This is a genomic window from Variovorax humicola, assembly GCF_037889915.1.
Classification (GTDB): Bacteria; Pseudomonadota; Gammaproteobacteria; order Burkholderiales; family Burkholderiaceae_C; genus Variovorax; species Variovorax humicola.
In genome coordinates this window covers 178,843-200,410 of the sequence record NZ_JBBKZV010000005.1, presented here as the reverse complement: position 1 = coordinate 200,410, position 21,568 = coordinate 178,843, and the positions used below count along the sequence as shown (strand labels likewise).

The window sequence follows — 21,568 nt, the reverse complement described above, 5'->3', positions numbered from 1 at the left end:
TGCTGGCCGCCCAGTCATCAGGGCGTACCCGGCGAGACGCGCGCCGGACGCTTCGCTCCGGCCTTCGCCTTCACCATCACCTCCGGCACCGCCTCCAGCGCAGCCAGGGCCGGCACCGCCGCCGGCGCCGCCTGTTGCACCAGACCGAGCAGCAGGCGATGTTCCGCCAGCAGGCAGTCGCCCAGGTCGTTCAGGTCGGGCAAGGCGCGGCGGCAGGCGATGAAGCCGTAGTCCATGCGACCGTTGTAGCTGTGCACCGTGATGTTCAGGGCGACGCCGTGGGTGACCATCGACACCGGGTAGTAGCAGGTCATGCGCGCACCGGCGAAGTACAGCGGCACCGGCGCGCCGGGCACGTTGGAGATCGCCACGTTCGCCAGCGGCGGGACCATGTTCGCCAGGCCCGAGCGGCTGTACAGCGAGGCCATGCCGGACATGAGCCAGGGCGCGGCGAACATCGGGATGTCGTCGGGGATGACATCCTTGAAGCGGCTCATCCGCGCCTTCGCCGCACCCGATGCGCTCCTGATCTGGCGCATGCGCTCGACCGGGTCGGCGATGTCGGTGCACAGGCTCACCAGCATCCCGCTGACCTGGTTGTTGGCGGTCTCGTCGCCGGCTTCGCGCAGGCTCACCGGCACGCCGGCGATCAGTGGCTTGTCCGGCAGCTCGTTGTAGTCCGTCAGGATGCTTCGCAATGCGCCGGCGACGGTGGCCATCACCACGTCGTTGAGCGTCACGCCGAAATGCCTGGCGATCTGCTTGGTCTCGGCCACCGGAATGGTGCGGCCGGCGAAACTGCGCTGGTTGGTGATGGACACGTTCAGCGAAGTGCGGGGCGCCAGCATATTGAAGGAACGCGCGCGAGGCGTCTCGCCCGCGTCCTCCTGCGCCTCCGGCTGCGCGCTCGCCAGCCCGGCCATGGCGCGCACCATGTCCGGCACCATCTTGGCGAGCGTGAGGTACTGCTGCGCCGAGTTGCGCAGCGCCGCGGCGGCCAGTTCCGCCATGCCGAGCTGGTAGCCGTGCCGGCGCTCGCGCTGGCGCGACGGCTTGACCACGCGGCCGGTGGGCTCCAGGTCGAAGATGGCCCGGCCCATCGCCAGGCCGGACGCGCCGTCGATGGCCGAGTGGTGCGTCTTGGCATAGAGCGCCACCTGGCCGCTGCGCAGCCCGTCGATGATGAAGTACTCCCACAGCGGCCGGCTGCGGTCGAGCAGCGACGAATGCAGGCGCGCGACGTACTGCTGAAGCTGGCGGTTGGTGCCGGGCTTGGGCAGCGTGATGTGGCGCACGTGGTAGTCGAGGTCCACGTCGTCGTCGTCCACCCACACCGGGTTGGACAGGTCGAAGGGGATCTGCGCGAGCTTGCGCGTGAACACATCGGCCAGATGCAGGCGCCCGGCGATGTGCGCCTTGGCGTCCTCGTAGAAGTCGCCGGCATAGCCTTCCGGCAGGTCCAGCACATGGAGCGAACCCACGTGCATCGGCATCTCCGGCGTCTCGATGTGCAGGAAGGTCGAGTCCATTCCGCTCAGGTGCTTCATGCTTGTCTCTCTCAGTTGGGGATGGAGCAAGGAGACCACACGCGCAGCGGTGGCCGCACCCCGCCAAAGGAGGGGGCCATGGCGCAGCCCCCCTCCACAGGGGAGGGGACGGGGAGGGGCCGGCGATCCAAAGATCAGGCCATCCCTCTCCCTCACCTCCTTCGGATCGCCATGGAACCCCACGCCCCAGCAGCCCCGGATGCACGCCGCCAGCTGATTCACACGCGCGAAATCGTCTGCAACGGCTATGCCCGCGCCGACGGCCTGTTCGACATCGAAAGCACGATGCGCGACACCACGACACAGGGCACCGACCTGTTCTTCAAGCAACTGGAAGCGGGCGCGGCGATCCACGAAATGCGCGTCGTCGTCACCGTGGACGCGGCGCTGACCATCGTCGACATCGAGGCCCACACCGATGCCGCACCCACACCGAATTGCGGCGACAGCAACGCGGGCTATGCGCGGCTCAAGGGCATGACGATCGGGCCGGGCTTCACCCGCAAGGCCAAGGCGCTGGTGGGCGGCGTTCAGGGCTGCACGCACCTGACCGAACTGCTCGGCCCGCTGGGCACGACCGCCGTCCAGACCCTGCTGGCGTCGCAACGCGCCAGCGGTGCCTTGATGGCCCGGATCAAGGGCGACGCGCCGCTGCCGAAGCCCCGCTTCGCCGACTCCTGCCAGGCCTACCGCAGCGAGGGCCAGATCATGAAGATCCTCTGGCCCGCGCATCGGCGACTCGCGAGCTAGTTCCTTTCTACCCATCCGCAATTCAGCGACCATGAACAACAACGAGCATCAACACAACGAAAACCTGCCTGCGGGCATGAACCGGCGCGGCTTCATTCGAACTGCCGGCGTCGGTGCCGGCGCGGTGGCGGCCGGTGGCGTCGTCGAAGCGGCCGGTGTCGCCGCCAAGGCGCGCGAGCCGGGCCGCAGCGCCCGGACGCGCGGCGTCGACTACGACGTGATCGTGCTCGGCGGCGGTTTCGCCGGCGTCACCGCGGCACGCGACAGCAGCAAGAACGGCTACAAGACCCTGGTGCTCGAAGCGCGCGACCGCCTGGGCGGGCGCACCTTCACCAGCGAGTTCGCGGGCCACCAGGTCGAGCTGGGCGGCACCTGGATCCACTGGACACAGCCCTTCGTCTGGTCCGAGGTGCAGCGCTACCAGCTCGAGGTGACCGAGACGCCCGAGCTGGCGATCGCGCCGGACGGCAACGCCATCATGGCGCTGGTCGACGGGCGCTGCGAAACGCTGGGCGCCGAGCAGCTGGGGCAGGTCTTCGCCGCCTTCGGCAAGTACTTCGGCGATGCAGGCGTGTTGTGGGAGCGGCCCTACGACGTCGCCTATCACTGGAAGAACATCGTCGCGAACGACAAGCTCAGTGCCCGCGATGCGATGCAGAAGATGAGCCTGACGCCGGTGCAGCGCGTGGTGCTCGAGGCCTACCTGGCGGGGCTGTCGCACTGCCCTTCGGAGCAGGCCTCGCACATCGAGGTCAACCGCTGGTGGGCGCTGCCGGGCGGCAGCATGCAGGCGCTGCACGACTCGTGCGGCCGCTATCGCTTCAAGCACGGCACCGTCAGCCTGATCAACAGGATGGTCGAGGACGGCAAGCCCGAGGTCCGGCTGTCGACGCCGGTGCAGCGCGTCGAGGACCGCGGCAGCCACGTGGTCGTGACCACCGCCAACGGCCAGCGCCTGACGGCCGCCGCGGTCATCGTCGGCCTGCCGATGAACGTGGTGCAGGAGGTCGAGTTCTCGCCGCCGCTCGATCCGCGGGTGGCCGAAGCCGGCCGCGAGCGGCATGCGGGCACCGGCATCAAGCTGCTGATCAAGATCAAGGGTCACCTGCCGAAGTCGGAGATCACCGCGCTCGCGCCGGTGACGCATCCGCTGCCGCTGGTCGCGACCTATGCAGTGGCGGCGGACCACACCATCCTCGTGATGTTCGGCCCCGATCCGAAGCGCATCGACTACGCCGACAAGGCGGCGGTGCAGGCGGCGCTGCGCGACTTCTTCCCGCAGGCCGTGGTCGAGGAAGTCCATTTCCATCCCTGGACCACCGACCCGTACAGCATGGGCACCTGGTGCAACTATCGCGCCGGCTGGTTCGAGAAGTACTTGGCCCACTTCCAGAAGGATCGCGGCCGCGTGTTCTTCGGACAGGGCGACCACGGCGAGGGCTGGCGCGGCTTCATCGACGGCGCGATCGGCGCCGGCGCGGGCGCGGCCGATCGCGTCAAGGCACGGCTCGGCTGAAGCACATCGGAGCGCTGGCATGCACATCGAGCGTCGTGTTTCCGCCCTGTGGGCCGTGGCCGCCGGAATGGCGCTCGCGGGCGGGCTGTGCGCCGGGCCTGCGCCGGCGCAGGCAGCGCCGGCGCAGAAGCCCAACATCCTGTTCATCCTGGTCGACAACCTGGGCTATGGCGAACTGGGCGCCTACGGCGGCGGTGCGACGCGCGGCGCGCCCACGCCGCGCCTGGACCGGCTCGCCGGCGAAGGCCTGCGCCTGACCAACATGAACATGGAGCCGCAGTGCACGCCCAGCCGCTCGAGCATGCTCACCGGGCGCTACGCGATCCGCTCGGGAACCTACGCGGTGCCCTACGGCGGCATGCCCGAGGGCCTGACGCAATGGGAAGTGACGATGGCCGAATCGCTGTCCGAGGCGGGCTATGCCACGGCGCTGTACGGCAAGTGGCACCTCGGCAGCCAGGACGGCCGCCTGCCCAACGACCAGGGCTTCGACGAGTGGTACGGCATCCCGCGCACGACCAATGAAGCGCTGTACTTCGCCTCGCCCGGCTACGCGCCCGAACACATGGCGCCGGAGCAGATCATGGAAGGCCGCAAGGGCCAGAAGAGCCGCGAGCTGAAGGTCTACGACCTCGACCAGCGCCGGCTGATGGACGCCGAGCTGACGCGGCGCTCGATCGACTTCATGGAACGCCAGGCGCAGGCCAGGCGGCCCTTCTTCGCCATGGCCAGCCTGACGCAGCCGCACTATCCGACGCTGCCCAACCCCCGCTTCGCCGGCAGCACCGGCCATGGCGACTGGGCCGACATGCTGGCCGAGATGGACCACAACGTCGGGCAGATGCTCGATGCGGTGGACCGGCTGGGCTTGCGCGACAACACCATCGTGATCTTCGCCAGCGACAACGGCGCCGAATACATCCAGCCCTACGACGGCTGGTCCGGCCCCTGGCGCGGCCAGTACTTCACCGCATGGGAGGGCGGCATCCGCGTGCCCTTCATGATCCGCTGGCCGGGCAAGGTGCCGGCGGCGCGCGTCAGCGACGAGATCGTCCACGGCGTGGACCTGTTCCCGACGCTGGCCCGCATCGCCGGTGCCGGCGTGCCGCAGGACCGCCCGATCGACGGCGTCGACCAGTCCGACTTCTTCACCGGCAAGAGCGGCAAGTCGGCGCGCGAAGGCATCCTGGTCTGGGTCGACAACCGCCTGCAGGCGGTGAAGTGGCGCAACTTCAAGCTGCACTTCTACCAGCAGGACAACATGATGTCGGCGCCGGCCAAGCTGCCCGTGCCCTTCCTGGCGGACCTCTACACCAACCCGCAGGAGAACGAGAGCAAGCGCGTCTTCGCGAGCTGGGTCACGGGGCCGATGCTGAAGATGATCGGCGCGTTCGAGGCCAGCGTGAAGAAGAACCCGCTGATCCCGATGGGCACGCCGGATCCGTACCTGCCGCCGGCAGCCGCCAGGCCCTGACGACCAGGGCAGCTCCGTGCCGATGCTGCCCCACGCGTCGCCGGCGCTCGGCTACCTTCGCGAAGCCGCCGGCGCCGACTTCGATGTCGAGTTCGAGCACATCGGGTTCTGGGACCTGCGCTTCATGCTCGCCGACGCGTACTGCAGCGGGCGTGTCTTCATCGCGGGCGATGCGGCGCACAGCCACCCGCCCTACGGCGGCTACGGCGTGAACGCGGGGCTGGAAGATGCGCGCAACCTGGGATGGAAACTGGCCACCACGCTGCAAGGCTGGGGCGGCGCGCGACCGAGCGGGCTTCGAGGCGGCTTGGCGGGTGCGCGCACAAGGCGCGGTCGGCGAAGTTCATGCCTTCGAGCCCCACTACGTAGAGCCGAGACGGCCCGCTACGGCGCCGCGCTGGTCCTGGTGCGGCCGGACCAGTTCGTCGCCTGGGCGGGCGACGCGGCGACGCAGGACGAAGCGCGAGGCCTGGTGTCGATGGCGTCCGGCCACTGAAGGCTGCCGGCGTCGCCGCCGCATCTTTCGCGCGGACTGTCCAGCGCCACTCAGCGGGTCGCGACCTCGCCTCGTGGCACCGCAGGCGCGGGATAGCGCCGCAGGAATCCCAGCAGCAGCCGATCGATGTGCTGCGGGCAGTCCAGCATCATCCAGTGCGATGCGCCCTGGATGCGTTCGTAGCGCCAGTCGGCGTCGACGTAGCGGCCGGCCGTGCTCATCTGTTCCTCGATGAGGTAGGCGTCCTGGTCGCTCCACAGTCCCAGCGTCGGGACCCGGATGCCCGCGCGCTCGCCAACGGGCATCGAGAAGACGTTGGCGCGATACCAGTTGAGCGCCGCGGTCAGCGCGCCCTCGCGCGAGAGATCGGCGATCCAGTGATCCACTTCGGGATGGTGGCGAGTCCACTCGCGGAACAGGCGCCAGTCGTCCGCCTTCAGTGACTTTTCAGCGACCCCGGCGTACTGGAAGAACAGCGTGTACCAGCTCTTTTCCCGTTGGCGGATGTCGCGGCAACCGTGGTACGCCGCCAGCGGACCGACCGAGAGCGCCGCATGGCAGGTGAAGCGCTCGGGATGGCGCTCGGCCAGCAGCCAGCCGATGGCCGCGCCCCAGTCGTGCGTGACCAGCGCGGCGCGGTCGACACCAGCGTCGTCGAGCACCGCAATGGCATCGGCCATCAGCAGTTCGTGGCCATACGACTTCGCATCCTGCGGCCGGTCGGACAGGCCGAAGCCGCGCTGGTCCGGCGCGATGACGCGATAGCCCGCGCCCGTCAGCGCCGGGATCTGGTGCCGCCAGAGGTGGCTGGAGTCCGGGAAGCCATGCAGCAGCAGCACCGGCAAGCCGTCCCCTTCATCGACCACGTTGAGCGTGACGCCGTTGGCGACGACCTTCCTGCCCAAGCGGCGCATCTCGGTGTTTCCCATCTCGTTCTTCCTCACTCGACGGCACGCGCCGCCGGGATCAGCAGATTCGCCGCCGGGTCGAAGCGGTCGAACATCGCGAAGAAGCGCTCGATGCCCTTGGCATCGCCCTGCCCCTGCGCCTTGCCGGAGGCCATGGCCTGCCCGATGTCGATCTCGCCGCGGTACAGGCGCGCCCAGGTCTCGCGGTCCAGCCGCACGGTGTAGTCCGCCTTGCGCGCATAGGCGTCGGGCTTGTCGATGAACTCGGCCACGCCGCGCCGCACATGAAGACCATAGGCCTTGCCGCCGGCATCGGAGAACTCCAGGCGCAGCATGGCATCGGCATCGCTGCTCTTCGCCGGGTCCAGGCGCACGCGCTGGTAGTCGACGAACAGGCCGGGATCGGCCGCCTTGACCTGCTCGACCGAAGGCGGCAGCAGCAGCGGCAGCTTGAGCTGGCCTTCGAGGGCGCGCGCCTGCGACAGGTAGAAGGAGCGCGCCAGCGATGCGGTCGTGACCTGGCCGAGCTTGCGGAAGGCATCCGCCTTGACCTTGCGCACCGCGGGGTCCTGCGGGTCCAGCCGGTACAGGTAGTTGGCGAGCTGCACCGCCCACGCGTATTCACGCCGTTCCAGCGCCTGCCGCGCCTGCGCCAGCACGATGTCGCGACCGCCGAAGCCGGCGACGATCTTCTCGGCCTCCACCCTGGGCGGCAGCGGGTTCAGGCTGGCGGCGTCGCCAGTGAACCAGCCGAGCGCGTATTCGTAGATGTACGGCGCATACCAGTCGAGCTCGCCATAGCTCTCGCTGAGGTTCGGGAAGGCCGCAAGATGCGCGGGCAGGCGCACGAAATCGCGCAGCTCGTCAGGCCCCAGGCCCTTGAGTGCGCCGCGCAGCGTCTGGTCGAGGATGTACTGCAGCCCGTCGAGGTAGAGCGTGAGCGACTGCTGGATGCGCTCCGCGCCGATGACCGGCCTGGCATGCGTGCTGAGCAGCACCTCGGGGTGCAGGCCGCGCACCAGCTTCAGGCCCTCGGCCCATTCCCGCGGATCGCGGAACTTGGCGCCGCGCGGCGTGTAGATGTTGGGCATCATCGGCCAGAAGTGGTTGGTCAGCGCGACCTTGCGATCGGGCAGCCACACGTTCACGCAGTCGTCCGTGTCCGAGCCGTAGCGGGTGAAGAACTGCAGGCGCACGCCGGCCACGGTCAGGGTCTCGCCGTCCTGCACCGGGCGGTTCACGGGCACATAGCTGGCCGCACTGGGATAGATCGCGCCGACGATCGGCGCGTCCGGGCCTTCCTTGGGCAGCAGCACGTGGAACTGGCCGAGCGCCCGCGCCAGCTGCAGCGGCGCCAGTTCGCCGAAATACGAGCCTGCGGCACCGAGCTGCCGGTTGGCATTGAGGTTGGGATGGCCGATCACCATCACCTCCTTGCCTTCGGCCAGGACACTGGCGCCGTTCACGTAGTGCGAGTGCGAGTAGATGATCGCCTTGACCGGCTTGCTCGAGATCCTGCGGATGTCGGCGAGCAGCTTGCGCCCTTCCTCGACGCTCTCGCCAGTGTCCCAGACGACCAGGCCGTCGTCGCCCTCGATCATCACGGGCGAGTTCAGCCCATGGCCGACGAGCTGCCACACGCCTTCGGCCACCTTGACCGGCTCGGCCGGCATGTTCATCGCCCAGGCCGACAAGCCTTGCAGCGCCTTCCTGTTGACCAGCGCACCGTTGGGAGCGGCGACGACCTCGGCCGGCCCGCCCATGTAGGCAGAGTCCGGCCCGTGGGCATGCGCGCCGAGGCTGACGAGCATGGCAAGCCATGCGGTGTTTACGAATCGACGGTTCATGGCTTTCCTTGGCTGCACGTGCATCCGCGTGTCTTGACGGGAGTTGTCTCCCGAACAAGATTACCGATACGCCTGAGGATCGGAGCCTCCCCTTTGGAGGGGGTTGCCTACTGCTTCGCCATCAATACGTTGAATCGCTGCTCGGCGCCGATCATGTGATCCACCGCGGTGGCCGCGGCATCCACGTCGATCCGCACCCAATTCAACTTGCCGCTGAACGCGTTGTCGCGCGGACCGTAGTCGGGCGACACAGGCTCGCCCGCTTCGCAGCCGACATCCCATGGTCTCGTCCATCGAAAAAAGGAATGCATGCGTGCGCGCGACGCGCCCTTCGCCCACTTTCGCGCCGTCGATGTAGAGCGCGATGGCGGCACCCTTGCCGAGGCCGCCGCCGTCGTAGGCGAATTCCATCCGCACCTGGTGCTTGCCCGGCGGAAGTTCCGAACTTGCGGTGACGTCGAACCGGAGCAGGCCGAGGAAGTTGTAGTGGTACTTGAGCTTTCCCTCGTGCGCGTAAAGGCTCCACCCGCCCATATGGCCACCATGGGCTGCGATCACGCCTTTGACTCCGGACGACGGGATCTCCACCTCGGCAGTCACCGAGTGCGACTTGTTCTTGGTGTTGATCGCCACGTTCTCGGAGAGCCGGCGCATCCCGGGGAACAGAAGCTGCGAATTGCCATGCACGACCTGAGGCCGGCCGGCCAGATCGGGGTTCACGCGCTCGGCCTTGCGGTCGTCCAGCGGAAATACGTTGTACTTCGATGCTTCGAGGTCGAAGTAGCGCCTGAGTTCGGCAACCTTTCCCGGCATCTCTTTCGCGAGGTCGTGCGCCTGCGACCAATCCTTGCTGGTGTCGTACAGCTCCCAGACGTCATCGGCGAGCGGCGGCTGCGCGCCCACCACGACCCACGGCAGGTTCCCGTGACGGGTGACGGCCGTCCAGCCCTTGTGATAGATGCCGCGGTTGCACACCATCTCGAAGTACTGCGTCTCGTGGCGCTCGGCCGCCTTCTCGTCGTCGAACGAGTACAGCATGCTGACACCGTGCAATGGCTCTTGCAGCACACCATTGACCAGCGTCGGCGCAGGCAGCCCGGCGGCTTCGAGGATCGTCGGTGCCACGTCGATCACGTGATGGAACTGCGACCGGATCCCGCCTTGCGACTTGAAGCCGCCCGGCCAGTGCACGATCGCGCCGTTGCGCGTACCGCCGAAATGCGATGCGACCTGCTTGGTCCACTGGTAGGGCGTGTCCATCGCATGCGCCCAGCCGACCGCGTAGTGGTTTTGCGCGCGCGCGGTGCCCAGCTCGTCGATGCGCTCGATCATGAGTTCGGAAGTGGCGAGGTCTGGCGCCTCCGCGCCCGCCTTGTCGTTCCAGGCGCCGATCAGCGAGCCTTCGCCCGAAGCACCGTTGTCACCGACGATGTAGTAGACGAGCGTGTCGTCCAGGATCCCCAATTCGGCGATCGAGTCCACGACGCGGCCCACGTGATGGTCGGCGAATTCGAGAAACGCCGCGTAGATCTCCATCTCCCGCGCGAGCACGGGATGCAGCCGCGGTTCCATCTCGTCCCAGGCCGGAATGTCGGCGGGCCGCTTCGTCAGTTCGCATTCCGGGGGAATGACGCCGAGCTTCTTCTGCCGGGCAAAGGTCTCTTCACGCAGCTTGTCCCAGCCCTGGTCGAACTGTCCCTTGTACTTCGCGATCCATTCCTTCGGCACCTGGTGCGGCGCGTGCGTGGCGCCTGGTGCGAAGTAGACGAAGAATGGCTTGTCCGGTGCAATGGCCTTCTGCTGGCGGATGTAGCCGATCGCCTTGTCGGCGAGGTCTTCCATCAAGTGATAGCCCTGCTCGGGCGTGCGATCGGGCTCGACCGGTTTCGTGCCGTCGTAGAGCTCAGGGTAGTACTGGTTGTTTTCCCCGCCGATGAATCCGAAGAAGTGCTCGAAGCCGGACCCGGTGGGCCAATGGTGGAATGGTCCGATCGGCGTGGTCTCGAAGACGGGGACTTCGTGGCACTTGCCGAACTGGGCGGTCGAGTAGCCGTTCAGCTTGAGGATCTCAGCGAGCGGCGCGCAGGTATTGGGACGAAGCGAGTTGTAGCCCGGCGCCGAAGTTGCCATCTCGGTGATGCTTCCCATGCCCACCGCGTGGTGGTTGCGACCCGTCAGCATCGCTGCGCGTGTCGGCGAGCACAGCGCCGTGGTGTGGAACCGGTTGTACTTCAGGCCACGGGCCGCGAGCCGCTCGGCCGTGGGCGTGCGGCATGGGCCGCCGAATGCGCTCGACGCGCCGAAGCCCACGTCGTCGAGCAGGATCACCAGCACGTTGGGCGCGCCGGCGGGCGGCCGCAGCGGCACGATGGCCGGGAACCTGGTGTCCGGGTCCTTGGCATCGTAGGTCGTGAGACCGACCGGCTTGCGGTCGGGGATCGGCAGGACACTGCGCTGGATCGAGTCGTTGGGATTCACGGTGGGATCTCCTGGGTTCATGACCTACTGTCGGATCGCGTCGAGCTTGTGCTGCACGTCTTCGGCGCCGGTCTCGGCGGCAAGGGAGTCGATACGCGGCGTGGGCGTATCCAGAATGCCGCCGTTGTACGAAGACAGGACGCCATAGCCGACGTTGTCGGCGAGCATGAAGACGATGTTCGGACGCGACCGTGCCGTCGAGCGCGGCGGCATCTGCGCAGGGGCGGGCGCCGCGTCGCCGGCACCCGGCACGGCCGCCGACGCCAAGCTGCCGAGCAGGAAGCTGCGTGGACTGTGATCGCCTGTCATGGCGTCCGGCCGATCGAGATGGCTGCTGCGTCACGAGCTTTGGCCTTGTTCGTTGTCGCCTTGCATTTCATTCCGCGCATGATCATCTCCGGCGGTCGGATCGACAAATGGTGCGCTCCTCGCGGGCCCGTCTCACCTGGCCCCCGAAAGCGGCAGCGCCAGCGTGAGCCACACGTTCCAGCCCTTGGCGCGGTTCTCCGCGGCGAACTCCCAGTAGGCCTTGAGATTCAGGTAGCCCTTCTGCGCGCCGATCGGAAAGAAGTAGCCGACCTGCGGGCCCACCGCGGCAACGCGCGACTTGAACGGGCCCAGCGTGGCGCCCGAGCCGCTGTCGCCCGTCAGCTGGTCGTAGAAATAGCCGACCAGGCCGACGTGGACCTGCTCGCTCAGGAACTGCGACGCGGCCCAGTCGACATGGGCATCGACGCCGTTCTGGTAGTGCGTGTCGGTGTTCTCGAAGTTGTAGGTCAGCCCGCCCACGATCGAGAATTCGCGCCCCTTCTTCTCGTCGAAGTAGGTGTAGCCGCCACCCCCGTCGATGGCACCGTGGTTGGTCCCCAGGTTGGCCAGCCGCCCGACTCGGTAGGCGCCCACCGGGATGCCGAACATGCCGTAGACCATGAAGTTGTCGTTGCCGTCGTGCCACTTGAGGGTGCCGAGGCCATAGACATCGGAGCCGCCCGTGACCTTGTCGCTCTGGCTCGAGTCGAAGCTGTTGCCGCGCGGTCCCGCTAGCCCGATACCCGCCGAGCCCCTGGCCTGCCCGGCTGCCCACCCCACGCTGAGCGCGGCCTGGCCGCCGAACACCGGCTGGGCAAAGGTGTAGGTGGGGAACGCGAACACGAGGTCGGCCGTCGCGTCGATGCCCGCGGTGAGCCTGCCGCCGACGAGGAAGTTCTTCGAGAGGCCGGCATCGGCCGACGCGTGGAAATACGACAGGGCGAGCGACCATCCGGGGTCGCTGGGCACGGCCGCCAGGCTGCCGAACTGGCCCGGAGCCCAGAAGCTCACGCCGCCTTCATCGGCACGCGCGGGATTCACCAGCAGCGCGAATGCGAAGGCCAGGCCGAGCGGGATGTGACGAAGATGATGCGCAGCTGTGCTGGTCATCGATGCGCCTGCGGTGGTTTGCTATTTCGGCGGGACATAGGGATCCGGCGTACCGGCCTTGATCGGTGGGTACTTCTTCAGGCTCTGTTCGAAGTCGACCAGGATCTTCGTCATCGGCACGCCGACCCAGGAGCTGGTCGCCCCGGCATCGCGCTCCTCCTTGAGGTCGGTCAGCAGGTTGATGACCTTGGGCAATGGCAGCCGCTGCGGCGTGTCGTACATGTTCACCTGCCAGATCAGGTGCATCTTCCAGTTGCGCCACTTCACGGCCGAGAGCCGGTCGGCGACATAGGCCGGGAAGCCTTCGCGGTTCGAGTTCTCCTGCTGGCCGAGCAGGAATGCGAGCTGGTCGACACCATCGATCGGCCGGTCCTTCGGCACCTCGGCGCCGCCGGCCCGTGCCAGCGTCGGGTACATGTCCACGACATGGACGATCTCGTTGCTGACGCGGCCCGCCGGCACCTTGCCGGGCCAGCGGATGATGAAGGGCGCACGCAGGGAGGCTTCCATGGCCGTGAAGTAGGTGCCGCGCCAGGGTCCGCTGTCGCCCTGCCATGGATCGGTCGCCTCCGGGCCGTTGTCGCTGGCGAAGATCACGAGGGTGTTGTCCTCGATGCCGGCTTGCTTGATCGCGTCGAGGATCTGCCCGGTGCGGAAGTCCATCTCGGCCAGGCAATCGGCCCAGTCGCCATTGCCGGTCTTGCCGGCGAAGGCGGGGTTGGGCAGCGTCGGCATGTGGACCAACGAGGACGAGACGTAGGCGAAGAAGGGTTTCTTCGCCGCGGCATTGCGCTGGATGAAGGCCACCGCATGGTCGGTGATCGCGGCCTCCATGGTCCGCCGCGCATCGAGGTCCAGCACGCCGACCTGCGTCGCCTTCTCGCCCTTGCGCGCCTCGAGGAGGGGCTCAGGCGGCGCGATGCCTGGGCTCCAGCCCTGCTTGTTGCCGCTCGAAGGCCACAAGCCCGCTGCCTGGTTCAGCGACGGCCAGAACGCCTCGTCGTAGGTGCGCGGGATGCCGAACCATTCATCGAATCCCTGGTGCGTGGGAAAGCGCGATTCGGCGCTGCCGAGGTGCCACTTGCCCCACATCCCTGTGGCATAGCCCCGGCCCGACAGCAGCTCCGCGATGGTGATTTCCCACAGCGTCAATCCATCGGCTGCGCCGCCCACCGGCACGGCATAGGTGCCCGAGCGAATCGAGAAGCGGCCCGTCATCAATGCGGACCGCGAGGGCGTGCATTGGGCTTCGACGTTGAAGTTGAGCAGCCGCGTGCCTTCGGCGGCCAGCCGGTCGATCCGCGGCGTCGGTGCGCCACGCAGGATGCCGCCGCCATAGACCCCCAGCTCGCCAAAGCCGAGGTTGTCGACGAGGATGAAGACGATGTTCGGTGGCCCCGCCGACGGTGGCGCCGCCGGCTGCGCCTGCACGGTCCTCTCGCATGCCACGAGAACCGCAACGGTCACCGTCCAGGATGCAAGTGCACGGGAGAATCGCTTCATGGCCTCGTCCAGTGATGGCCGCCATTGTTTCGGACGCGCCGCAAGTGCGCAATGCCGGCTTCAGGCCGTCATTCGATCGCCATCGCCGCCTTGTGTTGCGCGGTGCGCACCTTCTGTCGATCGCTCGCGCCGAGGGTCGAAGGCGCAAGGTGGATTTCCACTTTCCTGACGGTGCCGGTGTAGGCGAACGGTGCCTGATAGCTTTCGCTGACCGGCGAGCCGTTGTCCATGCCGACATCGAAGGATTCAGCTCCGAAGCGTGAAGGTACGCTCTTTTCGATCCGGCCTTCACCCACCTTCTTGTCGTTGATGAAGAGCGTGACGTTCCCGCCCTTTCCGATGCCGCCCCCGTCGTACTTGAAGTCGACGCGAATGCGGGCGGGCCCGGGCGCTACCGCTTCGGAACCGACGACCTTGTACCGCTCATGCGCCATGTAGTTGTACTCGAAGACCGGCTTTCCGTCCTGGATGTACAAGGTGTACCCGCCGGCTGCGCCACCCTCGGCGACCAGCACGCCGTCTGCGCCGCCCTGCGGCGATTCGATCGTGGCGGTGATGGTGTGCGATGTGTTCTTGGTGTTGGCGGCCGAGGGCTCGGGGATGCGCGTCGCCCCGGAGAAATAGGTGAAGTCGGTTCGCCCGGCGATCAGGCTGGGCCGCAGGCTCGGATCGCCACGTTCGGCGAAGCGGTCGTCGAGCGGAAGCACGTTGTACTTCTTGGCCTCGACCCAGAAGGCGTCCTGCAACTCCTTGAGCTTCTTCGGATACCGGGCCGCGACATCGTTGGCTTCGCTGAAGTCATTCGCGAGGTCGTAGAGCTCCCAGGTGTCGTGGTCGAAGTCGCCGGTGGACCCGCCCATGGTCACCCATGCGAGCCGCCCATGACGCGCCACCGCAATCCACCCGTCCTTGTAGAGCGCCCGGTTTCCCATCATCTCGAAGTACTGCACGCGGCGCGTACCGGCAGCCTTGGGGCCGTCGAAGCTGTAGTTCATGCTGACACCTTCGATCGGCTTCTGCTTCACGCCATTGACCTCCACAGGCTGGGCCAGGTGCGCGGCCTCCAGGATGGTGGGTGAAAGGTCGATGACATGATGGAACTGCGTGCGAATGCCGCCTGCGTCCTTGATGCGGTCCGGCCACGAAATCACCAGCGGGTTTCGCGTTCCACCAAAGTGCGAAGCGACCTGCTTGCCCCATTGAAAGGGCGCGTTCACGGCCCATGCCCATCCGACCGGGATGTGATTGGACGCCTTGGCGCTGCCCAGCTCGTCAATGTGCTTGAGCAGGAACGCCGTGTCTTCGGGGATGCCCTGGAGCGTGGCGAGTTCGTTGAAGGCGCCACTCAGTGTGCCTTCCATGGAGGCACCGTTGTCGCCGAGCTGCGCAACGACGAGCGTGTTGTGCAATTGCCCGACTTCATCGAGCGCGTCCAGGATGCGCCCGACCTCATGGTCGGTCTGTGCCGTGTACGCAGCAAAGACCTCCATCAACCGCGCTGCGACGCGCTGCTGGTCCGGCGACAGCGAATCCCAGGCCGGAATCTCCTTGGGCCGCGGCGTGAGTTTGGTTTCCGGGGGGATGACGCCCAGCTTGAGTTGCCGCTGGTAGGTCTCCTCGCGGTACTTGTCCCAGCCCTGGTCGAACTGGCCCTTGAACTTGTCGATCCACTCCTTCGGCACATGGTGCGGGGCGTGCGTCGCGCCCGGGGCGTAGTAGACGAAGAAGGGACGGTCGGGCGTCACCGACTTCTGCTGGTGGATGTAGCGGATGGTGTCGTCGGCGAGCGAATCGTTGAGCGTGTAGCTGCCTTCCCTGCCCTTCGGGACTTCCATCGAGACCGGCGTCGTGCCCCGATAGAGCACCGGTTGCCACTGGTCCATCTCTCCACCGACGAAGCCGTAGAAATAGTCGAAGCCCTGCAGGCTGGGCCAGCGGTCGAAGGGCCCGGAGATGCTGGTCTCCCAGTCGGCAATGTTGTGGTTCTTGCCGATGAATGCGGTGCTGTAGCCGCCCTGGCGCAGGACCTCGGCGAACATCGCGGCGTTCTTGGGAATCTGGCCGCTGTAGCCCGGATAGCCATCGCCCATCTCGGTGATGACGCCGGTGCCGACCGAATGATGGTTGCGCCCGGTCAGCAGCGCGGCGCGCGTCGGCGAGCACAGCGCCGTCGTGTGGAAGCGCGTGTAGCGCAGGCCCGTCTTTGCCAGGCGATCGAGATTGGGCGTGGGAACTTGCCCGCCGAAGGTGCCCCACTGTCCGAATCCCGAGTCGTCGATCAGGATGACCAGCACGTTCGGTGCACCGGCAGGGGCCTGGGTGATGGCCAGCGTGCCGGGCGTCGAGTCCTTGTAGGTGCGTCCGATCCTTGCATCCGAAAATGCCTGCGACGCCTTGGGCAGCACTTCCGGTGCAGCCCGGTTTTGCGCCGATGTCGTCGATGCAGCCAGGGCGCAGGCCAGCGCGGCGCTGACGATCCGTTTCGTGATGGTCATGGGCTCACTCCTTTGACAGTGCCGGATCCGGCTTGCGGCGACTCCGGCGAAACATGATGGCATTCATCCGGCCGAACGCAAGGCCGGCGGGCGTCCCCCTCACTGGAGATCGAAAGTCACCTTGTCGATCTTCCCGGTGAATGCGAACGGCGGCCGGTAGCTGAAGTCCACCGACGAGCCGCTGTCCATGCCGATGTCCATGCCCTCGACCAGCGAGATCAGGTTCGGGATCGTGCGCGTCACCTGCCCTTCGGCCACCTTCTTGCCATTGACCCACATCGTCACGCCGGCGGCCTTGCCGCGCTCCTTGTCCTTGCCCTGGTAGGCCACGTCGACCCGCAGCTGCACCTTGCCCTTGGGCAGCGGCTCGGGGCTGGCGATGGTGAAGCGTTCGAGTGCCAGGTAGTTGTAGACGAAGCTGGGCTTGCCGTCGCGCACGTACAGGCCATAGCCGCCGGCACTCCCGCCATGCGTCGCGACCATGCCTTCGACGCCGCCTTCGGGAATCACCAGGTCGGCGGTCAGCGACCACGACTTGTTGAGAACGCGCGGCGCCGCATCGTTCGGCAACGCGACCTGTCCGGGGTAGTAGGACATCGACTTGCGCTTGCCGGCCAGGCTCGGCCGTCCCATGAGCTCGGAGTTGAACTTCTCCACGCCGCGCCAGTCGAGCGGCAGCACGTGGTGCCTGTCCGCCTCGGACCACCACAGGTCCTGCAACTCGTGCAGCTTCTGCGGGTTGGCGGCGGCCAGGTCGTCGGCCTGCGAGAAGTCCTTGTCAACGTTGTAGAGCTCCCACTTCTGCGTCTCGGGATCGAAGCCCGAGCGGTTCGGCTGCCACGGGATGAAACCCATCGCCGAGGCCATCCAGCCGTCGTGGTAGATGGCGCGGTTGACCGCCAGCGAGAAGTACTGCGTGGTGTGCCGGTCCTTCGCCTTCGGGTCTTCGAAGGTGTAGGCGAAGCTGGTGCCCTCGATCGGCTTCTGCGTCACGCCGTTGAGCTGGGTCGGCGGCGTGATGCCGATGGCTTCGTAGAGCGTGGGCACGATGTCGACCACGTGGGTGAACTGCGTGCGCAGCCCGCCCTTGTCCGTGATGCGGGCGGGCCACGAGATCACCATCGGGTTGCGCGTGCCGCCGAAGTGGCTGGCGATCTGCTTGGTCCACTGGAACGGCGTGTTCATCGCATGCGCCCAGGCGGCGGGGAAATGGTTGAAGTGCTTGGGCCCGCCGAGCTCGTCGATCACCTGGAGGTTGTCCTGCCACTTCTCGACGTAGCCGTTGAAGAACAGGTTCTCGTTGAGCGATCCTTCCAGGCCGCCTTCGGCACTGGCGCCGTTGTCGCCGGCCATGTAGATGAAGATGGTGTTGTCGCCGCCCGGCATCGCGCGGATGGCATCGACGATGCGGCCTATCTGGTAGTCGGCATGGGCGCCGAATCCGGCGAACACTTCCATCATGCGGGCGTACAGGCGCTTCTGCCCGGGCTCGAGCGAGTCCCACGCCGGCAGGCTCGCCGGGCGGGGCGTGAGCTTCGCATCGGCGGGAATCACGCCGAGCTTCTTCTGCCGCGCGAAGGTCAGCTCGCGGTACTTGTCCCAGCCCATGTCGAACTGGCCCTTGAACTTGTCGATCCACTCCTGCGGCGCGTGGTGCGGCGCATGCGTCGCGCCGGGCGCGACATGCAGGAAGAAGGGCCGGTCGGGCGAGATGCTCTTCACCTGCCGAACCCACGAGATGGCATGGTCGGCCAGGTCTTCCGTCAGGTGGTAGTTCGGGTCGGTGGACGCGGCGACGAGGTTGCGGTTCTCATACAGCACCGGATGCCATTGGTCCACGTCGCCGCCGATGAAGCCGTAGAAGTAGTCGAAGCCCAGGCCGTTCGGCCAGCGGTCGAAGGGGCCCGCGGCGCTCGCCTCCCACGGCGGCGTGTTGTGGTCCTTGCCGACCCAGGCTGTCATGTAGCCGTTCTGCCGCAGCACTTCGGCCACGGTGCCGGTGCTGCGCGGCAGGATGGCGGTGGCGCCTTCGTAGCCGGTGGCCACTTCGGCGATGCTGCCGAACTCGGCCGTGTGGTGATTGCGGCCGGTGAGCAACGCGGCCCGCGTCGGGCTGCACAGCGCGGTGGTGTGGAAGCGGTTGTATCGCAGGCCCTCGGCCGCCAGCTTGTCCATCGTGGGCGAGGGCACGCCACCGCCGAAGGTGCTGAACTGGCCGAAGCCGGCATCGTCGATCAGGATCTCGACGACGTTGGGCGCGCCCTGGGGGGCCTGCACCGGCTGCGGGAACTGCGCCGGATCGGAGTCGAGGTAGGTGCGTCCGACCTTGCCCGGGAAGTGGAAGTCGGGGCGCGGGAGCACGGCCGGCGTCGAGGCGCGTACGGGCGCGCCGGCCGCAGCCTTTTCCTGCGCATTGGACGGACCGGGGAAGAGGCCGAGCACCATGGCAGCGAAGATCGCCGCATTTCGCGGAAGGCGGTTGTTCATTTGGATTTGTCTCCAGGATGGCTGGTTGTGTGCAAGAGACGATAGGACCCTCCGATGCGGGTTGCACCTCCCCAATGGAGGGGGCGTGCGGGTCCACCGCTCGGCGGCCGGACACGGCGGCCGTGGCGTCCAGGCAAGGCTTCCGACGATCCTCATCGGGACGCGAGAAGGGCATCGCGCCTTTTGCGTTCACGCTCCCACTCGCTCTCATCCATCGCGAGCCGGAAGCCGAGATGCGACATGGCGTTCATCGGATCCGTGCCGCGCCGGGCGCTCGTCCGGTAGCTCATGCAGTAGGCCTCGCTGCAAAGGAACGAGCCGCCCCGGGTCACGCGAGCGGGTGCGTAGGCAGCCTGCCCCAGGTCCGGGTCGAAGCTGTTCGACGGCCCCTTCGGATCCTTGACGACTCGCGCACTCGCCGCTTCGATGCGAAACGCGTCCGCGCGATACCAGTCGTCGACCCATTGCCAGACGTTTCCCGCCATGTCGTACAGGCCGTAGCCGTTCGGTGCGAACTGGCCGACGGGCGAGGTGCCGACCTGCACTTTTTCGTGCGCGCCGGGTACCGCGGTGACCGGAAACGGCCGCGCCGCGTCGTCCCACGTATTGGCCATCTTCTTTCCGCCCGGCGCAAACTCGGCGCCCCACGCATAGTCGGCCTGCTCGAGGCCGCCCCGCGCTGCGAATTCCCACTCCGCCTCGGTGAGGAGTCGCTTGTTTGCCCATCGCGCGTAGGCTTGCGCATCCTCATGGGACACCTGCACCACCGGATGCCCGCCCTTTCCGGCAATGCCGCTGTCGGGCCCCGCAGGATGCCGCCAGTTCGCGCCCGGAACGAACTTCCACCAGCGCGAATAGTCCTCCAGCGGCACTGGCGTGTCTGTTCCGGCAAACACCAGCGCCCCCGGGACGAGCACGCTGTCGTCAGGTTTCGGAGTGCCGGGCGGCAACTGCGCTGCCAGGTCCTCCCAACGCGGCTTGCGCTCGGCGGTCGTGATGTAGCCGGTTGCGGCGACGAAGCGCGCGAAATCCGCGTTGGTGACGTCGTAGCGGTCGATCCAGTAGCCGCTCAATCTCACCCGATGGGCCGGACCTTCGTTCGGTTGGGCGTGGCGATGATCGCTTCCCATTGCGAACTCGCCACCGGGTATCCAGACCATGTTGCGCGGGCCGGTCTTGCCGTCGCCCACGCTGAGCGGCACCGGGTCATGCCGGTACGGCAAAAGTGCGACGGCAGCGCCCGTTGCGAGAGCCGCCAGCGTGACCACACGCCAGAACATCCTGCTTCTTTTTAACGAAATCATCCGGAGCCTTTACACGACCAGTGCACCGGCGCCCATGGACACCGGTGTGTGCGGTCCTATCAAAACGAGATCTCATGACGCGCTGGGTACTTCTTCAGCACCTGGCTCATGAATATGCCTCCTGTTTGCTGGTCATCCGGATAGCCTGCAAGGGCTACAGCAGCTCGCGCGCGATGATCAGCTTCTGGATGTGGCTGGTGCCTTCGTAGATCTTGGTCACGCGCACGTCGCGGTAGTAGCGCTCGACCGGGAAGTCCTGCAGGTAGCCGTAGCCGCCGTGGATCTGCAGCGCGTCCGAGCAGACCTTCTCCGCCATCTCGCTGGCGAAGAGCTTGGCGATCGAGGCCTCCTTGGCACAGCGGATGCCGACTTCGCACAGCCGCGCCGCATGCAGGTAGTACTGGCGCGCCACCTCGACCTGCATCGCCATCTCGGCCAGGTCGAAGCTCACGCCCTGCAGCCTGGCGATCGGCGCGCCATAGGCCTCGCGCTCCCTGGCATAGCGCAGCGCCGCCTCGAGCGCGGCGCGTGCCGTGCCGACCGCCACCGCCGCGATCGCGACGCGGCCCTCGGCCAGCGAGCCCATGATCATCTTGTAGCCTTCGCCTTCGGCGCCCACGATGTTCTCGGGCGGCACGCGGCAGCCGTCGAGCTGGATCTGCGCCACATGCGCCGAACGCTGGCCGAGCTTGTGTTCCACGCGCGCCACCTGGTAGCCGGGCTCGGCCGGGTCGACGATGAACAGGCTGCTGCCGTTCTTGCCGGCCGCCTTGTCGGTGACGGCGAGCACCAGGCCCAGGCCGGCCTCGCTGCCGTTGGAGATGAACTGCTTGCTGCCGTTCAGGACGAAGTGTGAACCGTCTCGGCGCGCTGTCGTGCGAAAAGCGGCCGTGTCCGAACCCGCATGCGGCTCGGTCAAAAGAAAGGCGCCGATGCGCTCACCGCTCGCGAGCGCCGAAAGGTATTTGCCCTTCTGTTCCTCGGAGCCGACGCGCGCCAGCATAAAGCCCGCCGAGTTGTGCACGTGGATCAATGTCGCGAATCCCGCGTCCGCGGCCGCGAACTCCTCGATCGCGAGGCAGTACTCCACGAAGCTTGCGCCGGCGCCACCGTGCGCCTCGGGCACGAGCATGCCGAGGAAGCCGAGTTCGCCAACGGTCTTCAGTTCTTCGCGCGGCCATGCGCCGCTGCGGTCGCGCTCGGCGGCGGTGGCTGCAACCACCTCGGTGGCCACCTGCCGGGCCGAGGCCCGAATCATGCTTTCCTGCTCGCTCAGGAATGCGCCCGATGTGTCCTTCATTTAGCTCCTTCGATGGCCGTATGGTTGAAATGCAGGTTACGCAT

The 21,568-nt window shown here is 67.1% G+C and carries 15 protein-coding genes and 1 pseudogene; 5 read left to right on the top strand and 11 right to left on the bottom strand.

Annotated elements, in window-relative coordinates:
* Window positions 1–17: 17 nt before the first annotated feature.
* Entirely contained in the window at window positions 18–1,547 is a 1,530-nt protein-coding gene (locus WKW80_RS11430; protein WP_340363679.1) for a WS/DGAT/MGAT family O-acyltransferase, read from the bottom strand.
* Between the two features lie 171 nt (window positions 1,548–1,718).
* Here WKW80_RS11430 and WKW80_RS11425 point away from each other — a divergent pair, with 171 nt between their 5' ends.
* The 5 genes and pseudogenes from WKW80_RS11425 (at window position 1,719) to WKW80_RS11405 (ending at window position 5,783) form a co-directional block, all read left to right on the top strand.
* Entirely contained in the window at window positions 1,719–2,297 is a 579-nt protein-coding gene (locus WKW80_RS11425) for a DUF2889 domain-containing protein (protein ID WP_340363678.1), read from the top strand.
* 31 nt (window positions 2,298–2,328) lie between these two features.
* Window positions 2,329–3,813 carry a flavin monoamine oxidase family protein gene (locus WKW80_RS11420; RefSeq protein ID WP_340363677.1) on the top strand — a complete coding sequence of 495 codons (1,485 nt, stop codon included), beginning with the start codon at window positions 2,329–2,331 and terminating at the stop codon, window positions 3,811–3,813.
* A gap of 67 nt (window positions 3,814–3,880) precedes the next feature.
* Window positions 3,881–5,287 (top strand): arylsulfatase, encoded by a 1,407-nt coding sequence (locus WKW80_RS11415; RefSeq protein ID WP_340363827.1) that lies wholly within the window; start codon window positions 3,881–3,883, stop codon window positions 5,285–5,287.
* 52 nt (window positions 5,288–5,339) lie between these two features.
* Window positions 5,340–5,652 (top strand): annotated as a pseudogene (locus WKW80_RS11410) (FAD-dependent monooxygenase); the annotation flags it as partial.
* A gap of 41 nt (window positions 5,653–5,693) precedes the next feature.
* Entirely contained in the window at window positions 5,694–5,783 is a 90-nt protein-coding gene (locus tag WKW80_RS11405) for a hypothetical protein (protein ID WP_340363676.1), read from the top strand.
* A 50-nt stretch (window positions 5,784–5,833) separates the two neighbouring features.
* Here WKW80_RS11405 and WKW80_RS11400 read toward each other — a convergent pair whose 3' ends face one another.
* From WKW80_RS11400 to WKW80_RS11355, 10 genes are all read right to left on the bottom strand, one after another.
* The gene (locus tag WKW80_RS11400; protein WP_340363675.1) at window positions 5,834–6,712 is read right to left on the bottom strand and encodes an alpha/beta fold hydrolase; all 879 of its coding nucleotides are present in this window, start codon (window positions 6,710–6,712) and stop codon (window positions 5,834–5,836) included.
* Between the two features lie 11 nt (window positions 6,713–6,723).
* Window positions 6,724–8,538, bottom strand: a complete 1,815-nt coding sequence (locus WKW80_RS11395; RefSeq protein WP_340363674.1) for an alkyl sulfatase dimerization domain-containing protein — start codon at window positions 8,536–8,538, stop codon at window positions 6,724–6,726.
* 60 nt (window positions 8,539–8,598) lie between these two features.
* Entirely contained in the window at window positions 8,599–11,016 is a 2,418-nt protein-coding gene (locus tag WKW80_RS11390; RefSeq protein ID WP_340363673.1) for an arylsulfatase, read from the bottom strand.
* A 24-nt stretch (window positions 11,017–11,040) separates the two neighbouring features.
* On the bottom strand, window positions 11,041–11,325 hold the full coding sequence (locus tag WKW80_RS11385) for a hypothetical protein (RefSeq protein WP_340363672.1): 285 nt from the start codon (window positions 11,323–11,325) through the stop codon (window positions 11,041–11,043).
* A gap of 132 nt (window positions 11,326–11,457) precedes the next feature.
* Complete coding sequence (locus WKW80_RS11380) at window positions 11,458–12,435, bottom strand: SphA family protein (RefSeq protein ID WP_340363671.1); 978 nt, start codon at window positions 12,433–12,435, stop codon at window positions 11,458–11,460.
* Between the two features lie 21 nt (window positions 12,436–12,456).
* Entirely contained in the window at window positions 12,457–13,938 is a 1,482-nt protein-coding gene (locus tag WKW80_RS11375; RefSeq protein WP_340363670.1) for an arylsulfatase, read from the bottom strand.
* Window positions 13,939–14,006: 68 nt separating this feature from the next.
* The gene (locus WKW80_RS11370; protein ID WP_340363669.1) at window positions 14,007–16,433 is read right to left on the bottom strand and encodes an arylsulfatase; all 2,427 of its coding nucleotides are present in this window, start codon (window positions 16,431–16,433) and stop codon (window positions 14,007–14,009) included.
* 99 nt (window positions 16,434–16,532) lie between these two features.
* Complete coding sequence (locus tag WKW80_RS11365; protein WP_340363668.1) at window positions 16,533–18,920, bottom strand: arylsulfatase; 2,388 nt, start codon at window positions 18,918–18,920, stop codon at window positions 16,533–16,535.
* Between the two features lie 152 nt (window positions 18,921–19,072).
* On the bottom strand, window positions 19,073–20,200 hold the full coding sequence (locus WKW80_RS11360) for a formylglycine-generating enzyme family protein (RefSeq protein WP_340363667.1): 1,128 nt from the start codon (window positions 20,198–20,200) through the stop codon (window positions 19,073–19,075).
* A gap of 178 nt (window positions 20,201–20,378) precedes the next feature.
* On the bottom strand, window positions 20,379–21,524 hold the full coding sequence (locus WKW80_RS11355; RefSeq protein WP_340363666.1) for an acyl-CoA dehydrogenase family protein: 1,146 nt from the start codon (window positions 21,522–21,524) through the stop codon (window positions 20,379–20,381).
* Window positions 21,525–21,568: the final 44 nt, after the last annotated feature.

What these genes read in the sequence shown, in the direction of transcription:
- WKW80_RS11415 (WP_340363827.1), top strand. Translation starts at nt 3,881, where the DNA reads ATGGCGCTCGCGGGCGGGCTGTGCGCCGGGCCTGCGCCGGCGCAGGCA.
- WKW80_RS11375 (WP_340363670.1), bottom strand. Translation starts at nt 13,938, where the DNA reads ATGAAGCGATTCTCCCGTGCACTTGCATCCTGGACGGTGACCGTTGCG.
- WKW80_RS11400 (WP_340363675.1), bottom strand. Translation starts at nt 6,712, where the DNA reads ATGGGAAACACCGAGATGCGCCGCTTGGGCAGGAAGGTCGTCGCCAAC.
- WKW80_RS11380 (WP_340363671.1), bottom strand. Translation starts at nt 12,435, where the DNA reads ATGACCAGCACAGCTGCGCATCATCTTCGTCACATCCCGCTCGGCCTG.
- WKW80_RS11425 (WP_340363678.1), top strand. Translation starts at nt 1,719, where the DNA reads ATGGAACCCCACGCCCCAGCAGCCCCGGATGCACGCCGCCAGCTGATT.
- WKW80_RS11420 (WP_340363677.1), top strand. Translation starts at nt 2,329, where the DNA reads ATGAACAACAACGAGCATCAACACAACGAAAACCTGCCTGCGGGCATG.
- WKW80_RS11385 (WP_340363672.1), bottom strand. Translation starts at nt 11,325, where the DNA reads ATGACAGGCGATCACAGTCCACGCAGCTTCCTGCTCGGCAGCTTGGCG.
- WKW80_RS11365 (WP_340363668.1), bottom strand. Translation starts at nt 18,920, where the DNA reads ATGAACAACCGCCTTCCGCGAAATGCGGCGATCTTCGCTGCCATGGTG.
- WKW80_RS11395 (WP_340363674.1), bottom strand. Translation starts at nt 8,538, where the DNA reads ATGAACCGTCGATTCGTAAACACCGCATGGCTTGCCATGCTCGTCAGC.
- WKW80_RS11430 (WP_340363679.1), bottom strand. Translation starts at nt 1,547, where the DNA reads ATGAAGCACCTGAGCGGAATGGACTCGACCTTCCTGCACATCGAGACG.
- WKW80_RS11370 (WP_340363669.1), bottom strand. Translation starts at nt 16,433, where the DNA reads ATGACCATCACGAAACGGATCGTCAGCGCCGCGCTGGCCTGCGCCCTG.
- WKW80_RS11355 (WP_340363666.1), bottom strand. Translation starts at nt 21,524, where the DNA reads ATGAAGGACACATCGGGCGCATTCCTGAGCGAGCAGGAAAGCATGATT.
- WKW80_RS11360 (WP_340363667.1), bottom strand. Translation starts at nt 20,200, where the DNA reads ATGTTCTGGCGTGTGGTCACGCTGGCGGCTCTCGCAACGGGCGCTGCC.